This is a genomic window from Streptomyces sp. CHD11 (genome assembly GCF_018638295.1).
Lineage (GTDB): Bacteria > Actinomycetota > Actinomycetes > Streptomycetales > Streptomycetaceae > Streptomyces.
Genome location: NZ_JABTTS010000022.1, coordinates 33,080 through 51,558, shown reverse-complemented (window position 1 = coordinate 51,558; position 18,479 = coordinate 33,080). Strand labels below are relative to the sequence as shown.

Sequence of the window (18,479 nt, the reverse complement as noted above, 5' to 3'; positions counted from 1 at the left end):
CGACGCTATGAGGGCTGGGCTCTTCCTGGGAGTCCCACACCCAGGATGACCCAGGATGATGAGACGACGTGGGTCCAAACGCCGAGCGTCCAATTCCGTAGGCGATCAGCACAATGCGCGGTAGCGACCCGGCTCGGACGTCGCCGGCTCAGCTGCCGTCCGCGGAATTCCGCCGGCGGGGCCTTTCCGTCGCGCTGACGGAGCCCAGCAGGGCCAGACCGTCCGCGGAGGGGGAATCCGGCTCCGCCTGGAGGACGACGAGTTGCTGTCCCGGAGCGCTGCGGATGGCGAGGGCCTCGTGCCGCAGCTCCAGGACTCCCACGACGGAGTGGTACATCTGCTTGACCTCGTAGGGCGGGACCCGGGTGTACTCACGTGCCCACAGGGAGCGGAACTCACAGCTCCGTACCGACAGTTCACCGACGAGTTCCAGGATGCGGGCGTCCCCCGGGGTACTCGCGGCCGTCTGCTGGAGATCGGCTACCGCACGATGCTTGGCCTGCTGGGAGTCCCGGTAGAAGGTCTTCGCCACGGGGTCCAGGAAGAGCATGCGCAGCACGTTGTCGCACTGAGCGAAGTCACGGTAGAGCGCGTCGGCCAGTGCGTTGGTGGCCAGCAGGTCCTGGGCGTGGCCGATGATGAACGCCGGTGTCCGGCTCCAGCTCCCGATCAGTTGCCGCAGATGCGGCCGGACACGCTCGACCCGGGCGGGCGCCTTCGTACGCCGGCGAGCTGTCGGCCGGGCCAGCCGGAAGAGTTCCCGCGTCTCTTCCTCCCCGAGCCGCAGCACGCGGGCCATCGCCTCCAGCACCCGGGGCGAGGGGCTGAGTTCACGGCCCTGCTCGAGTCGGCTGTAGTAGCTCAGGCTGACGCCCGTCAGCGACGCGACCTCGTCCCGCCGCAAGCCGGGCACCCTCCGGCGGCCCGTGCTGGGCAATCCCGCGTCCGCGGGGCTGAGACGCTCCCGACGGGCGCGCAGGAACTGACCCAGCCCTTCAACCGAATCAGCACGCGCGACGTTTTCCATACCTCCGAGATTAGGCCGAAGGCACCCGCGAACGGTCTGCCGACGGTGGGTGCGTCATACCTAGGAATACGGGTCCATGAGTGGTGCACGGATGTGCCGGACGGGCGAAGGAGCCGGCCGACAGCCAGACCTCCCAGGCACCACCCCGGCCCGAACGCTCGCCTGCGAGGAGATGAATGCACTCCCCGTCCAAGACTCGCTACTCGCTGTCACTTCATGCGGCCGGACGGTCTGTGAACCAGGAACCATCTACTCTTGCCGTATGAGCAATGGGACACCTTTGGGTGATTTCCTCAGAGCCCGCCGCGAAGCCCTCAAGCCCCAGGATGTCGGCCTGCCCGAATACGGGCGACGCCGGGTTCCGGGACTGCGCAGAGAAGAAGTCGCGATGCTTGCCGGAGTCAGCTCGGACTACTACATCAGGCTGGAACAGGGGCGCGAGAGCAGCCCGTCCCCGCAGGTGCTCGATGCCGTGGCCCAGGCACTGAAACTCGATGCGGAAGCGGCCGACCATCTCCACCGCCTCTGCCTCACCGCATCGCAGCGCCCGCGCGTCCGGGGACGGGCGGACGTCAGCCGGCAGTTGCTGGAGCTGATGAACGGCTGGGAGCACACTCCGGCCTTCGTCCTCGGCCCGGCCCTCGACGTCCTGGCGGCCAACCCTCTCGCCACCGCCCTCCACAGCGGATTCGACCAGTTCGACAACCTCGCCCGCATGGTCTTCGCCGACCCGGCAGGCCGCGAGTTCTACCAGGAGTGGGAGCGAGCCGCGCACTCCTGTGTCGCCGAACTGCGAGCCGCCTACGGCCATGACCCCGAATCGGCCCGTATCGCCGAGGTCGTGGCGGAACTGTCGGGCCGGAGCGCGGAGTTCGCCGCCATCTGGAAGAGGCACGAGGTCAAGAGCAAGTCGCAGGAAGGCAAGCGTCTCAAGCACCCCGAGGTCGGAGACCTGCAGATCAAGTTCGCGGCCTTCACGGTCAACGGGGCCCCGCACCAGCAACTCGTGGTCTACCAAGCCGAACCGGCCGGTCCCACGGCAGCCGCCTTCGAAACCCTGAGAACCATGATCACCGAGCCGAGCCAACCCCGGACGTCCGCGCCCGCACCCGCGCCCGACCTCGCGGCCGAGAATCAGTAGCCGCGAACGGACGGGTGCTCCCGGGCGGAGACCGGCGGCCGTCAGAGCAGCGTGTCCGTCTGCCGGCACTCGATGCGCCAGCGAGTGCACCCGGCTGTGACCCCGACGCGAGGAGCGCACGGAGCCAGGGGCAGACGTGATCACTGTGCCGAACTCCGCCCGACATGACGAGACGTCAGCAACCGGGCGTCAGTCGACTGCACCGAAGTCCTGACCGAAAAGGGCGCGCTGGTACGCGGCTGCCGGTTCGCGCCCCCTCCGGATGTCGCCGGTGGGGGTCTCCGTCGTCGCGCTGTCGCACCATCCGGTTGGTTTCCGCCGCGCTCCTCGAGACGCACGACGAATGGTTCGCCTTACCCCGCCTCCACCCCCCGAAGGTGATATGGGCGATATCTACCGTAGACCCAACTTTTCTTGGTTCCTCAGTGCTGCCCGACGCATCGCAATGCAACCGTCAGTTGATCCCCGACGCCATGCCGAGGGCCGCTGCCTGGCGGACGCGTGTTCCCGACCGGGTGGCACTCGCTTCGGTATCCTCCCGTGCGGGTCATCGGAGGCCATATACCCAGAGATTACTGGGCAGTTGACCTCGGGGTTTCGTGGTAGCGTCCTTGCTCGGAGGGACAGTGCGACCTGAAAGGGAAATTGTGAACACGGAGAAGATCGCCGCTCGCCGCCTCTCGCTGGAAGAGGTGACGAAGCTCAGCGTGAAGGACAGGATCTTCGTTTCCGCCGACACGGCAGAACTCAAGCTTCCCGACTGCTATGTTCCTGCTTTTCTGACCAAGTCCGGTGAGAATTTCGAGGGCGGCTCGATCACGGCGAGAACCGTATTCCAGGAAGAGGTCTCCTGTCTTCCTGACGACGAGAATGAAGCCGGAATCTACTTGGCCGAAGAGAACGGCTCGGAGACCATCGAGGTTCTCCAGTCCGCCGGTGTCGTGCTGGACCTGGCACTTTTCGTCCCTGGTGGGGACAAGGGGTCACTCACGGCCCTTTACGCTGCGGCCCGGCAGGCGTTCGGCGCCGACATCGTGCAGATCTGGCGCCAGGGCCTCAAGGAGGTTCCCGACGTGAAGGTCGACATCCTCGAGGAACAGATTCCCCGGGGGCGCAAGGGGAGCGACAGTCCCAAGCGCGACCGTCGCGCGATCGACACCTACCCCACCCGTGCGGACTTCATCGAGTTCTCCGCGGGGTGGAAGCCGGTCGTCGAGATCCACAGGCCGATCGTCGACGACACCCCGACCATCTGAAGCGGCGTTACCTCTCGGCGTTCTCGGCTTGAGAGAACGCCGAGAACGCATGCGCCGGACCCGGTCCACCCCTGAGCGGCGCAGGGAGCCGTCGGAAAACAACTCCCGAACGCCGAAGCTCCGTTCCACTCGATGACCTCGCGAGACAGCCCGCCTTACCAAGGTCAAGGAGTCGGTGCGGATCAGGGTCCGGCGCCTGCGCGGTGTTACCTGGCGACGGTGCGCTGCGGCCCCTACAACAGGTGGTCGGCCTTACCGGCCTTGATGTCGGTGATGAGGGTGCGCAGGGCTTCGAGGGAGTCGGTGAGCGGGCTCTCTTCCTGGCCGGCAACGGCTATGTACCCGTTGCCCTCGGCGTCGGTACCGAGGCGGAAGCAGGAACTTCCCTCGCCGCAGAACGGGGCTTCCCAGGTGATGGCAGTCATGTGTCCACTCCTCATAGTTGGTGAGCGATCTCGCGGATGAGGTCGCGGGACCGCTCCGGGGACAGTGCCGAATCTTCCAACAAGTCGAGTTGAGCGCGATATTTCGCGAGCTGACCGTCGGTGTGGACGAAGTCCGGTCCATGAGAGTTGTCGATCTGCACGGTGTCCAGCTGCCGCACGGGCCCCTCGGCGTAGACGACCGTCTGTCCCGCTCCTGGGAAGGCGCCGTGGTCGAAAGGAAGCACAAGCACGGTGACGTGGTCCCACTCGGAAACGTCCAGCAGGTACTTCAACTGCCCCCGGGCAACGCCGCGTCCTCCGAACTGCATCCGAAGCGCTGCTTCGTGGATCACGGCCACGTACGGAACCGGGTGGTCGCTGGTGATCACACCCTGGCGCTGTGAACGGTGGGCCAGACGGAGAGCGACCTCATGCTCGGGAAGTTGCGGGACGACGGCGCGGAAGATGGCCATGGCGTGCTCCGACGTCTGGAGCAGCCCCGGCACATGCACGGTGTTCGCGCCCCGGAGGCGTACTGCATAGGCCTCGGTTTCGGAGATGTCCAGTAAGCCCTGGGGCAAGCTGCCTCGGTAGCGCTCCCACCATCCTGCCCGGCTCGGCTCCGCCATCTCGGCGAGGGCATCGACGTATGTCTCGTCGGTGCAGTCACAGTTGCAGGCCAACGTGCGCAACCGTTCTGCGTTGATGCCGCGCAGGCCGGACTCCATGTTGGAAATGCGGCTCCGGTCGACGCCGAGGAGCCCGGCAGCGTACTCCGCGGACATGCCGGCCGTGGTGCGCATCCTGCGCAACTCACTGCCCAGACGCTTCTGACGTTGAGTGAGAATCGTCCTCGGGGGCATGACGTTCCTTCCGTACGGTGCGGTGTCCGGGTCAGTCCTATAAGCGCAAGTTCACCGCGTCGATGCCATTATTTCGGACCACATGGCAAATATGGCCCCCACTGATCTACTGTCAGTATCGCGCAAGTTACACATAGCGATGCCGGAAGCGCACCGCGCGAGCATGCCCGTCTGCCCTGGGACGGGTGTGCCCGCGACCAGGGCGGTAGGCCACCGGCGGTCTCAAACCCTGCACACAGCACTGGAGTTCGCCATGCCCGAGATTCCCCTGGTGCCCGTCCACTGGCATTTCCCCGCCCACCCCGGCTCCGTACCGCGGGCCCGCCACGCTGTCACCGAATCGCTCCCGCCCATCCTCCGCCCTCACCTAGGCGACGACTTGGGCCTGCTGACCTCCGAGCTGGTCACCAACGCCATCCGCCACGGGGCTCGCCGGGAGGACGAGGACCTCATCGAACTCGTGCTGTGGCCGGCCGACGGACACTACTGGCTCGCCGTCTCCGACCCCGGCACCGGCAAACCCCTCCTGACCCACCCGGACTCGGACGCCGAGAACGGCCGGGGCCTGCTCCTCGTCGACCACCTCGCCACCGCCTGGACCGTCCGACCCCGCCCCACGCGCGGAACGTCCGTGATCGCGGGCCTCCCGTTCCGCCGGGGCGGTTGACCCGGCGGAACGGCCACCGGGCCGGGCGTGTGCCGCGACCGACGTCTGCCGGGACGATGCCTCGGGTGTGAACCCGGCCGTGAACCGGTGGGATCGCGGCCGGGCAGAGGCAGCGGTTGCGTCTGTGGCCCCCGGCCGCCCTGCCCGGCCACTGGCCATCGATCTCCGGCGCCCCTGGGAGAAGCCGACCGAGAGGCTTACACCCGCCCGTGTCCGCAGGGGGTTCAGGAACCTGTGCACGAAGACCGGCTCTCCGGCCGGTGCACCGAAACCGTCTCGTCCCGGGCCCGGCCGACCACCGGGTTCGAAGAACCGCCGCCCAGCCACCCGTCATGACGTGGGCAAAGTCCTCGCGACCGGCGAGGCGCACACCCGACCCGCCCACCACGAGAAGGGCACCAGACCCCGTCGTACAAGCGGCACTGACACCGTTGGCTGAGCCCCGTAGTCTGCTCTGACCAGAACGGCGTGCTCTTGGTGGGGGACTCTTATGACACGCGGCGGCAGGTCCGGCACGGATATCGGCGGCGGCCACATAGGACTGGTCATCACGATCATTGCCCTGGTCGTCATTGCCAGTTTCTCCGACCCCGGCTGGACTTTGATCGTCGCGGGGTGCTTCACCGCCTGGTTCATCCTCGCGCTGACCGTCATCCGTGTCAGGGGCGGACGCGGCGGAGAAGCCGTTCGACGGGCTTACGTCGCCACTTTCGGCTGGGGCGACTACGTCACTCCTTGATGGGGTCAAACGGCAAGCTCAAGCACTGCCAGACATGCAAGGCATAGTCCTGTGTCCGGGTGATCCTCTCCGCTGTCCAGCATCTGTTCAGGCGCTGGACACTCTGTCCCCCGATACACGCGAAGACCCCGGCCTCAGCGTTTCCGCTGGTGACGGGGTCTTGGACACACTTGCACAGTGTGCCCCCGGCAGGATTCGAACCTGCGCACACGGCTCCGGAGGCCGTTGCTCTATCCCCTGAGCTACGGGGGCGTGTCGGTCGCGGTGATCGCGGCGACGGGTAGAACACTACCAGTTCCCAAGGGGTGGTCAGGAACCGTTTTCGCGGTGGTGGAGGCCAGGGTGTCGCCCGTGCGGGGTGGAAGTGGTCAAACGCCGGACGTGGTGGCCGGGCCCGACCTACTCTCGAGTTGTGCCAGGCGCTGCGGGCCGGGTTCTTGTTGTGGACGACAACAAGGTCATCCGGCAGTTGATCAGGGTCAACCTCGAGCTGGAGGGCATCGAGGTCGTGACCGCGGCCGATGGTGCCGAGTGTCTGGAAGTCGTTCATCAGGTGAGGCCCGACCTCGTCACCCTCGATGTCGTCATGCCGAGGCTCGACGGGTTGCGGACCGCCGGACGGCTGCGTTCCGATCCGCGTACGCGTGACCTTCCGCTCGTCATCGTCAGTGCCTGCAGCCAGTACGAGGTCGACCGTGGGCTCGACGTCGGGATCGATGCTTTTCTCGCCAAGCCCTTCGATCCTCAGGTACTCGTCCGGCTCGTTCGTGAGCTGATCGTGGATCCTCTCGGCCGGGTGCGTGGCACCGGGAACGCCGAGCCGGCCGCGGGGCATGCGGGAGGGTGACGGCGGTGGAGCCGGGGGTGTCCACCGGCGTCCACATGCCGGGATCGCGGTCTGACCCATTCGCATACCCACCCCCCACCTCCCCTACGCTTGTCCCGTGACCCCCGTCGAGCTCTCCCGCACCGTGCTGTACGCGGTGCGCCGTGCCGTCGAGGAGGGGGAGCTGGCGGTGACGGTGCCCGAGCGGGTCGTGGTGGCTCCGCCGGGGCCCGGGGGGTGCGGGGACTACGCCACCAACGTCGCCCTGCAGCTCGCCCGGTCGGCCGGGCAGCCGGCGCCGCGGGTCGCCGAGGTGATCCGAGCGCGTCTGCTGGGTGCCGTCGGGATCAGTGATGTGGTCGTGACCGGGCCCGGGTTCATCAACGTCCGGCTGCGGAGTGCCGCCGTCGCCGACCTGGTGCGCGAGATTCTGCGGCACGGGTCGCGGTACGGGTACGGGGACTCCCTCGCGGGTCAGGGTGCCGTTCGGCTGAACGCGGCGACCGAGGTTCGGGCCGTCGTTCATCTCGATGCCGTGGCGCGGATCCTCCGGTCGCAGGGCGCCCTCGTGCACGCCGGTTGCGCGGGTCCGCTCGAGCCGGAGTGGGGGAGTGTGCTGGGCGTCCGTGTCGACGGCCTCCGGGACGGCTCCGGCGAGGCCGGTGTCCGCCCCGTTCCGGTGTCCTTCGATCCGCTGCCTCTCGGGCGGGACGCCGCGCGCTGGGCGCTGCTGTATCCCGCGCCGGGTGACCGGCCCCGGGCGGGGGAGGAGCATCTGGTGCAGCGGGAGAGCAATCCGCTGTTCCGGGTGCGGTATGCCCACGCCAGGAGCCGGGCGGTGGTCCGCAACGCCGCCGATCTGGGGTTCGGGCCCGAACCGGGGGCCGTGGAGGCGCAGGTGCTGGTCCAGGCGCTCGCCGACTGCCCCCGTGTTCTCGCCGGCGCCGCTGCTCACCGCGCCCCCGACCGGCTCGCCCGGCATCTCGTGACCGTCGCCGACGCCCTGCTGCCGCTGTTTCCCGCGGTGCTGCCGCTCGGGGACGAGAAACCCTCGGCCGCCCACCGTGCCCGGCTGGCCCTCGCCGAAGCCGCCGGGACGGTGCTGGCCGGTGGCCTGTCCCTGCTCGGTATCGACGCACCCGACCACCTCTGAGAGAGCCCAGAGAACATCATGAGCCGTTCCGCACACCCCGCCGGGCCCCGTCACGCCGACGTCCTCACCGAGGGCCACTACTCAGGGCCGCCCGCCGATCTCAACGCCCTCGACCCAAAGGTGTGGGCCCAGACCGTGGAGCGTGACGAGCACGGTGTGCTCGCCGTCGGCGGGATCGACGTCAAGCGGCTGGCCGAGGAGTTCGGCACGCCCGCCTACTTCCTCGACGAGGAGGACTTCCGGGCGCGGGCGCGGGCCTGGCGCACCGCGTTCGGTGACGACGCCGACGTCTTCTACGCCGGCAAGGCGTTCCTGTCCCGGGCCGTCGTGCGGTGGCTGCACGAGGAGGGGCTGAATCTGGATGTCTGCTCGGGCGGGGAGCTGGCCACCGCCCTGTCCGCCGGGATGCCGGCCGAGCGGATCGCGTTCCACGGCAACAACAAGTCCCCCGGCGAGATCCGGCGGGCCGTCGAGGCCGGGGTGGGGCGGATCGTGCTCGACTCGTTCCAGGAGATCGTGCGGGTCGCGCACATCGCGCAGGAGCTCGGTACGCGGCAGCGGGTGCAGATCCGTATCACCGTGGGCGTCGAGGCGCACACGCACGAGTTCATCGCCACCGCCCACGAGGACCAGAAGTTCGGGATCCCGCTGGCCGGGGGGCAGGCGGCGGAAGCGGTGCGGCGGGCGCTGAAGCTCGACGGGCTGGAGCTCATCGGCATCCACTCGCACATCGGGTCGCAGATCTTCGACATGTCGGGATTCGAGGTCGCCGCGCACCGGGTGGTCGGGCTGCTCAAGGACATCCGGGACGAGCACGGGGTCGAGCTGCCCGAGATCGACCTCGGGGGCGGGCTCGGGATCGCCTACACCAGTGACGACGACCCGCGTGAGCCGTACGAGATCGCCAAGTCGCTGACCGAGATCGTCACCCGGGAGTGCGAGGCGGCCCGGCTCGCGACGCCCCGCATCTCCGTGGAGCCGGGGCGCGCCGTCGTCGGGCCGACCGCCTTCACGCTCTACGAGGTCGGCACGGTCAAGCAGCTCGACGGGCTGCGGACGTATGTCTCCGTCGACGGCGGGATGTCGGACAACATCCGCACCGCGCTGTACGACGCCGAGTACAGCGTGTCCCTCGTCTCCCGCGGCTCCGACGCCGAGCCGATGCTGTGCCGGGTCGTCGGCAAGCACTGCGAGAGCGGGGACATCGTGGTGAAGGACGCCTATCTGCCGGGGGACCTGGCGCCGGGCGACCTGCTGGCCGTACCGGCGACGGGGGCGTACTGCCGGTCCATGGCCAGCAACTACAACCATGTGCTGCGGCCGCCCGTCGTCGCCGTGCGGGACGGTGAGGCGCGGGTGATCGTCCGGCGGGAGACGGAGGAGGACCTGCTCCGTCTCGACGTCGGGTGACGCGCTACGGGTGAGGGGCCGAGTGGTTCAGTGGTGGTGAGCGGGGGGTCCGGCCGGATGGCGGAAGATCTTCTGTCTGCCCGGTCATGGAAATGAAATAGATGTCTCACGATCCGGACATAACGCAGAAAGTTCCGTCCGGTGAGTGAGACTGGTTCAACCGAGACGGTAATCAGGAAACGAGGTCGGATGATGCGTACGCGTCCGCTGAAGGTGGCGCTGCTGGGCTGTGGTGTGGTCGGCTCAGAGGTGGCGCGCATCATGACGACGCACGCCGACGACCTCGCCGCCCGGATCGGTGCTCCGGTGGAGCTGGCGGGCGTGGCCGTACGGCGGCCCGACAAGGTGCGCGAGGGCATCGACCCGGCCCTGGTGACGACCGACGCCACCGCGCTCGTCAAGCGTGGCGACCTCGACATCGTCGTGGAGGTCATCGGCGGCATCGAGCCCGCCCGCGCGCTCATCACCACCGCCTTCGAGCACGGTGCCTCCGTCGTCTCCGCGAACAAGGCGCTCCTCGCCCAGGACGGCGCCGCGCTGCACGCCGCCGCCGAGGAGCACGGCAGGGACCTCTACTACGAGGCCGCCGTCGCCGGTGCCATCCCGCTGATCCGCCCGCTGCGCGAGTCGCTCGCCGGGGACAAGGTCAACCGGGTGCTCGGCATCGTCAACGGCACCACCAACTTCATCCTCGACAAGATGGACTCCACGGGCGCCGGATACCAGGAGGCCCTCGACGAGGCCACCGCCCTGGGGTACGCCGAGGCCGACCCGACCGCCGACGTGGAGGGCTTCGACGCCGCCGCCAAGGCCGCCATTCTCGCCGGGATCGCCTTCCACACGCGCGTGCGCCTGGACGACGTCTACCGCGAGGGCATGACCGAGGTCACCTCCGCCGACTTCGCCTCCGCCAGGGAGATGGGCTGCACCATCAAGCTCCTCGCCATCTGCGAGCGGGCCGGGGACGGGGCGTCGGTCACCGCGCGGGTGCATCCGGCGATGATTCCGCTCAGCCACCCGCTGGCCTCCGTGCGGGGGGCGTACAACGCCGTGTTCGTGGAGTCGGACGCCGCCGGTCAGCTCATGTTCTACGGGCCGGGTGCCGGCGGTGCGCCGACCGCCTCCGCCGTGCTCGGGGATCTGGTCGCCGTGGGGCGCAACCGGATCAGCGGGGCCACCGGGCCCGGCGAGTCCGCGTACGCCGCGCTGCCCGTCTCGTCGATGGGCGAGGTCGTCACGCGGTACCACATCAGCCTCGACGTCGCCGACAAACCGGGTGTTCTCGCCCAGGTCGCCACCGTGTTCGCGGAGCACGGCGTCTCGATCGATACGGTTCGCCAGTCGGGCAAGGACGGGGAGGCCTCCCTCGTCGTCGTCACCCACCGTGCGTCCGACGCGGCCCTCGGGGGGACCGTCGACGCGTTGCGCAAGCTCGACACCGTGCGTGGTGTCGCCAGCATCATGCGGGTTGAAGGAGAGTAACCAGCAATGACCCACCAATGGCGCGGAATCATCGAGGAGTACCGGGACCGGCTGCCGGTGTCCGACAGCACGCCGGTCGTCACGCTCCGTGAGGGCGGTACGCCGCTCGTGCCCGCGCAGGTGCTCTCCGAGCGCACGGGCTGCGAGGTGCACCTCAAGGTCGAGGGCGCGAACCCCACCGGGTCCTTCAAGGACCGGGGCATGACCATGGCCATCTCCAGGGCCAAGGAGGAGGGCGCCAAGGCGGTCATCTGCGCCTCCACCGGCAACACGTCCGCCTCCGCCGCCGCGTACGGGGTGCGGGCCGGGATGGTCTCCGCCGTCCTGGTGCCACAGGGCAAGATCGCGCTCGGCAAGATGGGCCAGGCGCTGGTCCACGGCGCGAAGATCCTCCAGGTCGAAGGCAACTTCGACGACTGTCTCACGCTGGCCCGCGCGCTGAGCGACAACTACCCCGTGGCGCTGGTCAATTCGGTCAACCCGGTGCGTATCGAGGGGCAGAAGACCGCCGCCTTCGAGATCGTGGACATGCTGGGCGACGCGCCCGACGTCCATGTGCTGCCGGTGGGCAACGCGGGCAACATCACCGCGTACTGGAAGGGCTACAAGGAGTACGCCGCCGACGGTGTCAGCACCAGGACGCCGCGCATGTGGGGCTTCCAGGCCTCCGGCAGCGCGCCGATCGTGCGCGGCGAGGTCGTCAAGGACCCGTCGACCATCGCCACCGCCATCCGGATCGGCAACCCCGCCTCCTGGGACTTCGCGCTCGCCGCGCGGGACGAGTCCGGCGGCGCCATCGACGAGGTGACGGACCGTGAGATCCTGCGCGCCTACCGGCTGTTGGCCTCGCGGGAGGGCGTCTTCGTCGAGCCCGCCTCCGCCGCTTCGGTGGCCGGTCTGCTGAAGGCCGCCGAGCAGGGCAGGGTCGACCCGGGACAGACCATCGTGTGCACGGTCACCGGAAACGGTCTGAAGGACCCCGACTGGGCCGTCGCGGGTGCGCCGCAGCCTGTCACCGTCCCCGTCGACGCGGCGACCGCCGCGGAGCGGCTCGGGCTCGTCTAGGGCACGGCGCCCGGGGCCGGTTCCGGGCCTCACGGGGAGGCGGGGCGGCCTCCGGGCTCCGCCCCGGGAGGTGTCCGTGCCCCGCGAGGCGCCGGAACCGCAGGTGCCCGCCTCCGGGGAGGGGCAGGCGTCCGCGTCCCGCGAGCGGCAGGGCGTCCGCGTCCCGTGCGGGGCAGGTGACCGGGCTCGTCGCGAGCGGGCGTCGGTGTCCTGCCCGCCCGGGGCCGTCCCGGGGCCGTCCGGGGCCGGCGAACCGGCAGGGCGGGCGTAAGGGCGCGCTCACCTGGGGAAGTTGCCTACGGGGGGCATGGAGGGCTTTCGACACGCATCGTGCGCCTCCTGTGCGCCCTATGTCGCCAGTGAACTTTCCTTCGATAAGCTGTACAGAACCCGCCCGCCGCATATGCGGCGGTAGTGCGTCGTCTCCACGGTCCGGAAAGCGGCCGGGATACGGCCCGGAAAGCGGCCGGCCACCCCGGTCGGCGGCGGCCCCAGGGGTTCCGTGCGTCATCGAATGTCCATCGTGTCCATCGTGTCCGCCGAATGCCGTTCGACGGACACGCAGCTCAAGGAGAGTTTTCGAGCGATGGCCGGTCCAGCGTTCCGCGCCGCCGCCGTCCGGGTGCGCGTCCCCGCCACCAGCGCCAACCTCGGCCCGGGCTATGACGCCTTCGGCCTCGCGCTGGGGCTGTACGACGACGTGGTCGTCCGGGTGGCCGACTCCGGGCTGCACATCGACATCGCCGGCGAGGGCGGCGAGACCCTCCCCAGGGACGAGCGCCACCTCCTCGTACGCTCCCTGCGCACCGCCTTCGACCTGCTCGGCGGACAGCCGCGCGGCCTCGAGATCGTCTGTGCCAACCGCATCCCGCACGGCCGGGGCCTCGGTTCCTCCTCCGCCGCCATCTGCGCCGGGATCGTCGCCGCCCGCGCCGTGACGATAGGCGCCGACTCCAGGCTCGACGACACCGCGCTGCTCGAACTGGCCACCGAGATCGAGGGCCACCCCGACAATGTCGCCGCCTGTCTGCTCGGCGGATTCAGCCTGTCCTGGATGGAGCGCGGCGCGGCCCGTGCGATCAGGATGGAGCCCGCCGATTCCATCGTTCCGGTGGTTTTCGTGCCCGGTAAGCCGGTCCTCACCGAGACCGCGCGCGGACTGCTCCCGCGCACCGTGCCGCACGTCGACGCCGCCGCCAACGCGGGCCGTGCCGCCCTGCTCGTCGAGGCCCTGACCAGGCGCCCCGAACTGCTGCTGCCCGCCACCGAGGACCGTCTGCACCAGGAGTACCGCGCCCCGGCCATGCCGGAGAGCGCCGCCCTGGTGGAGCGGCTGCGCGGGGACGGTGTCCCCGCGGTGATCTCCGGCGCCGGACCCACCGTGATGGCGCTGGCGGACACCGAGACGGCCGACAAGGTCGAAGCACTGGCCGGCGACGAGTGGGCCGCCAACCGGCTCGGTCTCGATGTCCAGGGAGCGAGCGTGCTCCCGCTCGCCACCTGACACACGGTCGCCGGATTTGGAGAGGGGGAATGTTTGTTGGATCCGGTAGTGTTAACCTCAAGTCTGCACCCGACCCCACCATGGCGAGGTGCCTCGCGTCCCCGTCCGGGACAGACATTCTTCCGGGAGCCCCCCAAGCCGCACTGTGTTCACTGCTACGTATGCGGGCAGTACGTCGTACGCGGACGCTGAACGGCCCGACGGTGGGGCTAGCCCCTCAGGGGGAGCTCCGGAACCGGTGCGACCACGCCACGTGACACAGGATGCCACGGCTCGAGGAAGCGCCATCACCAGATATCTCTTCCGCCGCTCAGGCGGACAACCGCCCCGGCACGGTTCGCACAGCAAGAACCGATGCCGGACAGCACAACCGGTCGCCGAGCCAGACAGGCCGACGTCCGCTCCAGGGAAGGACCCTTCGTGAGCGACACCACCGATCTGATGGGCGCACGTGTCGAGGAGACCGCTGCCGCGCCCGCCACGGACGCTTCCGCGCCTGCCTCCGGTGCCGGCTCCCGGCGTCGCCGCGGTACCGGCCTCGAGGGCATGGTGCTGGCAGAGCTGCAACAGGTCGCAACCGGCCTCGGTATCAGGGGCACCGCGCGGATGCGCAAGAGCCAGCTGATCGAGGTCATCAAGGAGGCGCAGGCCGCCGGTGGGGCTGCCCCCGCCGCGGCACCGGCCAAGGCCGAGTCCGCCACCGAGACCAAGCCGAAGCGTCGCGCCACCTCGCGGACCCGCACGGGTGACACCGCCGAGAAGAAGACCGACGCCAAGGACGAGCAGGCCCCCGCCGAGCAGGCCGCGGCCCAGCAGCAGATCGACATCCCCGGCCAGCCCTCCCCGAAGGTCTCGGCCGAGCCGGCCGAGGAGGCCGCTCCCGCCGAGCGCCGCCGCCGTCGCGCCACCTCCGACGCCGGTGCCCCGGCCGCCGCGGCCGAGACGGTCACCGCCGAGCCGAAGACCGACTCCAGGTCCGAGGCGCCGGCCCAGCAGCAGTCGCAGCAGGGCGACGGCAGGTCCGACCAGGAGGGCGGCGAGGGCCGCCGCCGTGACCGCCGTGAGCGCGGCCGCGACCGTGGGGACCGCGGTGAGCGGGGCGACCGCGGTGAGCGTGGGGATCGCGGTGACCGCGGGGATCGCGGGGACCGGCGCAGCAAGGGCGACGACCAGCAGCAGAACCAGCAGGGCGGCGGCCGTCAGCAGAACCAGCAGGGCGGCGGCCGTCAGGACCGTCAGCAGCACGACGACGACGACTTCGACGGCGGGCGCCGTGGCCGTCGCGGCCGCTACCGCGACCGCCGGGGCCGCCGCGGCCGCGACGAGGTGCAGGAACCGCAGGTCAACGAGGACGACGTCCTGATCCCCGTCGCGGGCATCCTGGACATCCTCGACAACTACGCCTTCATCCGCACCTCCGGCTACCTGCCCGGACCGAACGACGTGTACGTCTCCCTCGCCCAGGTCCGCAAGAACGGCCTGCGCAAGGGCGACCACATCACCGGCGCGGTCCGCCAGCCGAAGGAGGGTGAGCGCCGCGAGAAGTTCAACGCGCTGGTCCGCCTCGACTCCGTCAACGGCATGGCGCCCGAACACGGCCGTGGCCGCCCGGAGTTCAACAAGCTCACGCCGCTGTACCCGCAGGACCGCCTCCGTCTGGAGACCGACCCGGGCGTGCTGACCACGCGGATCATCGACCTCGTGTCGCCGATCGGCAAGGGCCAGCGCGGTCTCATCGTGGCCCCGCCGAAGACCGGCAAGACCATGATCATGCAGGCGATCGCCAACGCGATCACCCACAACAACCCCGAGTGCCACCTGATGGTCGTCCTGGTCGACGAGCGTCCGGAAGAGGTCACCGACATGCAGCGGTCGGTCAAGGGCGAGGTCATCTCCTCGACCTTCGACCGTCCGGCCGAGGACCACACCACGGTCGCGGAGCTCGCCATCGAGCGCGCCAAGCGCCTGGTGGAGCTGGGGCACGACGTCGTCGTGCTGCTCGACTCGATCACGCGTCTGGGCCGTGCGTACAACCTCGCCGCCCCGGCCTCCGGCCGCATCCTGTCCGGTGGTGTCGACTCGACCGCCCTGTACCCGCCGAAGCGCTTCTTCGGTGCGGCCCGCAACATCGAGGACGGCGGCTCGCTGACCATCCTCGCCACCGCCCTGGTGGACACCGGGTCCCGCATGGACGAGGTCATCTTCGAGGAGTTCAAGGGCACCGGCAACGCGGAGCTCAAGCTCGACCGGAAGCTCGCCGACAAGCGCATCTTCCCGGCGGTGGACGTCGACGCGTCCGGCACCCGCAAGGAAGAGATCCTGCTGGCCCCCGACGAGCTCGCCATCGTCTGGAAGCTGCGCCGGGTGCTGCACGCCCTCGACCAGCAGCAGGCGGTCGAGCTGCTGCTCGACAAGATGAAGCAGACGAAGTCGAACGCCGAGTTCCTGATGCAGATCCAGAAGACGACGCCGGCGCCGGGCAACGGCGACTGACGCTCGCCGGGACGGCGTGAACCGCCGTCCCGCGGATCGCAGGGCGTGTACCGGGCGCGGGTGACCATGGGTCCCCCGCGCCCGTCCCTGTGTTCCCGTCCCTGTCTTCCCGTCCTCGCGTGTGCCCGTCCTCGCGCGCCCGCGCCCGCCCCTGCCCGGCCGCGCACTCACGCCTGCCCGGCCGCGCACTCATGCCTGCCCGGCCGCGCGCACACGCACGCCCCCGCGCACGCACGCGCGCGCCCACCCGCCGCGCGCGCCGACAAGCTGGATACCTCCCGTCCCCTCCGGAGGCGCCCGGATGGCCGTCCTGTTCACAGGACGGCCATATCCGTGTTCATGTGTCGTCGGACAGGTGTACGATCACGCTGCTTCGGGCCGTTTTCCAAGATCCTGATCGGGCCCGAACTCACCATTCCGAGGGGGGAATTGCATGGGTACATCCCTGTCCGGGGGCGGACGGCACAGACGTGGGTACGGTATCGCCGCGGCCGGTGTCGCGGCGGCGGTCGGCGCCGCGTTGCTGGCCTCGCCCGCCGGCGCCTCGCCCGCGCTGCCGCAGCCGACCGTCAACCCCGCGATGGAGACGCCGTCGCTCGACGAGCTGACGCGCCGCGTCGTGGGCGCCATGGCGGGTGACGACATCGCGGGCCAGACGAACAAGTCGTCGCTGAGCAAGAACGCGAACCCCGACTCCGCCATCGACGCGAAGATCATCGGGGGCAGCACCACCAGCATCACCTCGGCGCCCTGGATGGCGCAGCTGCACTACTACGACGACCGGGGCACCTCCGGCACCGGCGACGACATCGGCTTCTTCTGCAGCGGCGCCGTCGTCGCGCCGACGAAGATCCTCACCGCCGCGCACTGTGCCAAGGGCTACGACTGGCACAACAACGGCGCCATCGTCACGGGGACCGCTCAGCTCCCCTCGGCCGACGGCGACCTGCACGGCGGCACCGTCAGCGGTGTCTGGCGGCAGTGGAACGACCCGCGGTACAACGCGAACACCATCGACAACGACATAGCGCTGCTCACCCTGCCCGCGCCCGTGCGGGCCACCCCGATCCGCATGACCACCGCCGGCGACACCGCCTCGTACGCCGCCGGGACCAACGCCAAGGTCTACGGCTGGGGCCGCACCAGCTCCACCAGCCAGGCCATCTCCGAGACGCTGAAGACGGCCACGCTGCCCATCCAGTCGGACGCCACGTGCACCGACGCCTGGGGCAGCGACTTCGTCAAGGGCCACATGGTCTGTGCCGGTGAGCCCGCCAGCGGCAGTGACGAGGGCACCACCTCCGCCTGCAACGGCGACTCCGGCGGTCCGCTGGTCGTGAACAACCGGATCGTGGGCGTCGTCTCCTGGGGCGTCGTGGACTGCGTGGCGGAGGGCGCCTACAGCGTCTTCACCAAGGTGACCGACTACGTCGGCGTCACCTACCCGCGCGTGGACGACACCGACATCAACGGCGACCACCGGGCCGACCTGTGGCTGCGCCACAAGTCGACGGGGGTCGGCTACTCCAGGAACTCCAGGAGCAGCTCCTTCGGTGCCAACGAGTCGTGGGGGGACTGGAGCGGCGTCGACCTCGTCCTGCAGACCGACCTCGACCGCGACGGCTACCAGGACCTGGTGTACCGGCGCGGTGACAACGGCAACGTCTACTGGTCCCACTACGTCATCTCCACCGGCGACTGGTCCACCAAGCTGCTCGTCAGGAACTGGAAGTCCGTCAACCAGATCATCACCCCGGGCGATGTGACCGGTGACTACGTGCCCGACCTGCTGATGGTGGACTCCGCCGGCGTGCTGTGGACCTACCCGGGCAAGGGCAACGGCTCCTTCTCCGCCCGGCTGAAGACCGGCAGCAGCGGCTGGAACGCGTTCAACTTCCTGGGCGGCCACGGCGACTTCACCGGTGACGGCAGGACCGACCTGATCGCCCGCTACCGGAGCAACGGCGACGTGTACCTGTACAAGGGCACGGGCAAGGCCGGCGCCGGATCCTTCGGCGGCCGGGTCAAGCTGACCACCTGGAAGAACACCACGTTCAACGACCTGGTCACGGTCGGTGACGTCAGCGGTGACGGCAAGGCGGACCTCCTGGCCCGCACCCCCGGCGGCACGATGTACCAGTACCGGGGCACCGGAAAGAACACCGCCCCGTTCTTCTCCACCCGGGTCTCCGTCGGCACGGGTTTCCAGCACTACGACATCTTCGGCTGACGCCTTCGGCAGGTCCGGCGGGTGAGCGGTGCGCGCACCGCTCACCCGCCGGACCTCCGTCGTGCCGGGAGGCCGCGGTGACGGCCGGCCGTCCACAGGAATACACCGGCGCCACCCCTCGTTTTGGGGGATGGCCCCAGTCCTGGCAGACTGGTACGTCGGCCCCGGTTCACGCTTCCGCACCGAGCGGTGGCGACC

Annotated in this window: 15 protein-coding genes, 1 tRNA gene and 1 pseudogene; 13 read left to right on the top strand and 4 right to left on the bottom strand. The window is 69.6% G+C overall.

What is annotated here, in order from left to right:
- Positions 1-148: 148 nt before the first annotated feature.
- Positions 149-1,027, bottom strand: coding sequence for a helix-turn-helix transcriptional regulator (locus HTV45_RS21270; RefSeq protein WP_215207418.1), 879 nt, complete (start codon positions 1,025-1,027; stop codon positions 149-151).
- 262 nt (positions 1,028-1,289) lie between these two features.
- On the opposite strand from HTV45_RS21270, the gene HTV45_RS21265 reads away from it, so the two are divergent.
- Positions 1,290-2,168 carry a helix-turn-helix transcriptional regulator gene (locus HTV45_RS21265; RefSeq protein WP_215207417.1) on the top strand — a complete coding sequence of 293 codons (879 nt, stop codon included), beginning with the start codon at positions 1,290-1,292 and terminating at the stop codon, positions 2,166-2,168.
- Positions 2,169-2,815: 647 nt separating this feature from the next.
- On the top strand, positions 2,816-3,424 hold the full coding sequence (locus HTV45_RS21260; RefSeq protein ID WP_215207416.1) for a hypothetical protein: 609 nt from the start codon (positions 2,816-2,818) through the stop codon (positions 3,422-3,424).
- A 233-nt stretch (positions 3,425-3,657) separates the two neighbouring features.
- Here HTV45_RS21260 and HTV45_RS21255 read toward each other — a convergent pair whose 3' ends face one another.
- Together HTV45_RS21255 and HTV45_RS21250 are read right to left on the bottom strand one after the other, a co-directional pair.
- Complete coding sequence (locus HTV45_RS21255) at positions 3,658-3,849, bottom strand: hypothetical protein (RefSeq protein ID WP_215207415.1); 192 nt, start codon at positions 3,847-3,849, stop codon at positions 3,658-3,660.
- 11 nt (positions 3,850-3,860) lie between these two features.
- Complete coding sequence (locus HTV45_RS21250) at positions 3,861-4,712, bottom strand: helix-turn-helix transcriptional regulator (RefSeq protein ID WP_215207414.1); 852 nt, start codon at positions 4,710-4,712, stop codon at positions 3,861-3,863.
- A 253-nt stretch (positions 4,713-4,965) separates the two neighbouring features.
- Here HTV45_RS21250 and HTV45_RS21245 point away from each other — a divergent pair, with 253 nt between their 5' ends.
- From HTV45_RS21245 to HTV45_RS21240, 3 genes and pseudogenes are all read left to right on the top strand, one after another.
- Positions 4,966-5,379 (top strand): ATP-binding protein, encoded by a 414-nt coding sequence (locus HTV45_RS21245; RefSeq protein WP_215207413.1) that lies wholly within the window; start codon positions 4,966-4,968, stop codon positions 5,377-5,379.
- 136 nt (positions 5,380-5,515) lie between these two features.
- A pseudogene (locus tag HTV45_RS34405) lies at positions 5,516-5,818 on the top strand (transposase); the annotation flags it as partial.
- A 51-nt stretch (positions 5,819-5,869) separates the two neighbouring features.
- Positions 5,870-6,118: a hypothetical protein gene (locus tag HTV45_RS21240; protein WP_215207412.1), complete on the top strand. Its 249-nt coding sequence runs from the start codon at positions 5,870-5,872 to the stop codon at positions 6,116-6,118.
- Between the two features lie 180 nt (positions 6,119-6,298).
- On the opposite strand, the gene HTV45_RS21235 is transcribed toward HTV45_RS21240, so the two are convergent.
- Positions 6,299-6,370, bottom strand: a tRNA-Arg gene (locus HTV45_RS21235).
- Positions 6,371-6,476: 106 nt separating this feature from the next.
- On the opposite strand from HTV45_RS21235, the gene HTV45_RS21230 reads away from it, so the two are divergent.
- The 8 genes from HTV45_RS21230 (at position 6,477) to HTV45_RS21195 (ending at position 18,281) form a co-directional block, all read left to right on the top strand.
- Positions 6,477-6,965 (top strand): response regulator, encoded by a 489-nt coding sequence (locus tag HTV45_RS21230; RefSeq protein WP_215207411.1) that lies wholly within the window; start codon positions 6,477-6,479, stop codon positions 6,963-6,965.
- 97 nt (positions 6,966-7,062) lie between these two features.
- A complete protein-coding gene (nrtL, locus tag HTV45_RS21225) occupies positions 7,063-8,097 on the top strand; it encodes an ArgS-related anticodon-binding protein NrtL (protein WP_215207410.1) in 1,035 nt (344 codons plus the stop codon).
- Positions 8,098-8,115: 18 nt separating this feature from the next.
- Positions 8,116-9,507 (top strand): diaminopimelate decarboxylase, encoded by a 1,392-nt coding sequence (gene lysA, locus HTV45_RS21220; RefSeq protein ID WP_215207409.1) that lies wholly within the window; start codon positions 8,116-8,118, stop codon positions 9,505-9,507.
- Positions 9,508-9,699: 192 nt separating this feature from the next.
- Positions 9,700-10,989, top strand: a complete 1,290-nt coding sequence (locus tag HTV45_RS21215) for a homoserine dehydrogenase (RefSeq protein WP_215207471.1) — start codon at positions 9,700-9,702, stop codon at positions 10,987-10,989.
- A gap of 6 nt (positions 10,990-10,995) precedes the next feature.
- Complete coding sequence (thrC, locus tag HTV45_RS21210; protein WP_215207408.1) at positions 10,996-12,054, top strand: threonine synthase; 1,059 nt, start codon at positions 10,996-10,998, stop codon at positions 12,052-12,054.
- A 586-nt stretch (positions 12,055-12,640) separates the two neighbouring features.
- Positions 12,641-13,558 carry a homoserine kinase gene (gene thrB / locus HTV45_RS21205; protein ID WP_215207470.1) on the top strand — a complete coding sequence of 306 codons (918 nt, stop codon included), beginning with the start codon at positions 12,641-12,643 and terminating at the stop codon, positions 13,556-13,558.
- 420 nt (positions 13,559-13,978) lie between these two features.
- Positions 13,979-16,051: a transcription termination factor Rho gene (rho, locus tag HTV45_RS21200; RefSeq protein WP_215207407.1), complete on the top strand. Its 2,073-nt coding sequence runs from the start codon at positions 13,979-13,981 to the stop codon at positions 16,049-16,051.
- Positions 16,052-16,484: 433 nt separating this feature from the next.
- Positions 16,485-18,281 carry a trypsin-like serine protease gene (locus tag HTV45_RS21195; RefSeq protein ID WP_215207406.1) on the top strand — a complete coding sequence of 599 codons (1,797 nt, stop codon included), beginning with the start codon at positions 16,485-16,487 and terminating at the stop codon, positions 18,279-18,281.
- The last annotated feature ends 198 nt before the right edge of the window (positions 18,282-18,479 follow it).

Excerpts from the sequence above, each read along its gene's own strand:
- HTV45_RS21270 (WP_215207418.1), bottom strand. The coding sequence starts at position 1,027 with ATGGAAAACGTCGCGCGTGCTGATTCGGTTGAAGGGCTGGGTCAGTTC.
- HTV45_RS21265 (WP_215207417.1), top strand. The coding sequence starts at position 1,290 with ATGAGCAATGGGACACCTTTGGGTGATTTCCTCAGAGCCCGCCGCGAA.
- HTV45_RS21255 (WP_215207415.1), bottom strand. The coding sequence starts at position 3,849 with ATGACTGCCATCACCTGGGAAGCCCCGTTCTGCGGCGAGGGAAGTTCC.
- HTV45_RS21250 (WP_215207414.1), bottom strand. The coding sequence starts at position 4,712 with ATGCCCCCGAGGACGATTCTCACTCAACGTCAGAAGCGTCTGGGCAGT.
- HTV45_RS21245 (WP_215207413.1), top strand. The coding sequence starts at position 4,966 with ATGCCCGAGATTCCCCTGGTGCCCGTCCACTGGCATTTCCCCGCCCAC.
- HTV45_RS21240 (WP_215207412.1), top strand. The coding sequence starts at position 5,870 with ATGACACGCGGCGGCAGGTCCGGCACGGATATCGGCGGCGGCCACATA.
- lysA (WP_215207409.1), top strand. The coding sequence starts at position 8,116 with ATGAGCCGTTCCGCACACCCCGCCGGGCCCCGTCACGCCGACGTCCTC.
- HTV45_RS21215 (WP_215207471.1), top strand. The coding sequence starts at position 9,700 with ATGCGTACGCGTCCGCTGAAGGTGGCGCTGCTGGGCTGTGGTGTGGTC.
- thrC (WP_215207408.1), top strand. The coding sequence starts at position 10,996 with ATGACCCACCAATGGCGCGGAATCATCGAGGAGTACCGGGACCGGCTG.
- thrB (WP_215207470.1), top strand. The coding sequence starts at position 12,641 with ATGGCCGGTCCAGCGTTCCGCGCCGCCGCCGTCCGGGTGCGCGTCCCC.
- HTV45_RS21195 (WP_215207406.1), top strand. The coding sequence starts at position 16,485 with ATGGGTACATCCCTGTCCGGGGGCGGACGGCACAGACGTGGGTACGGT.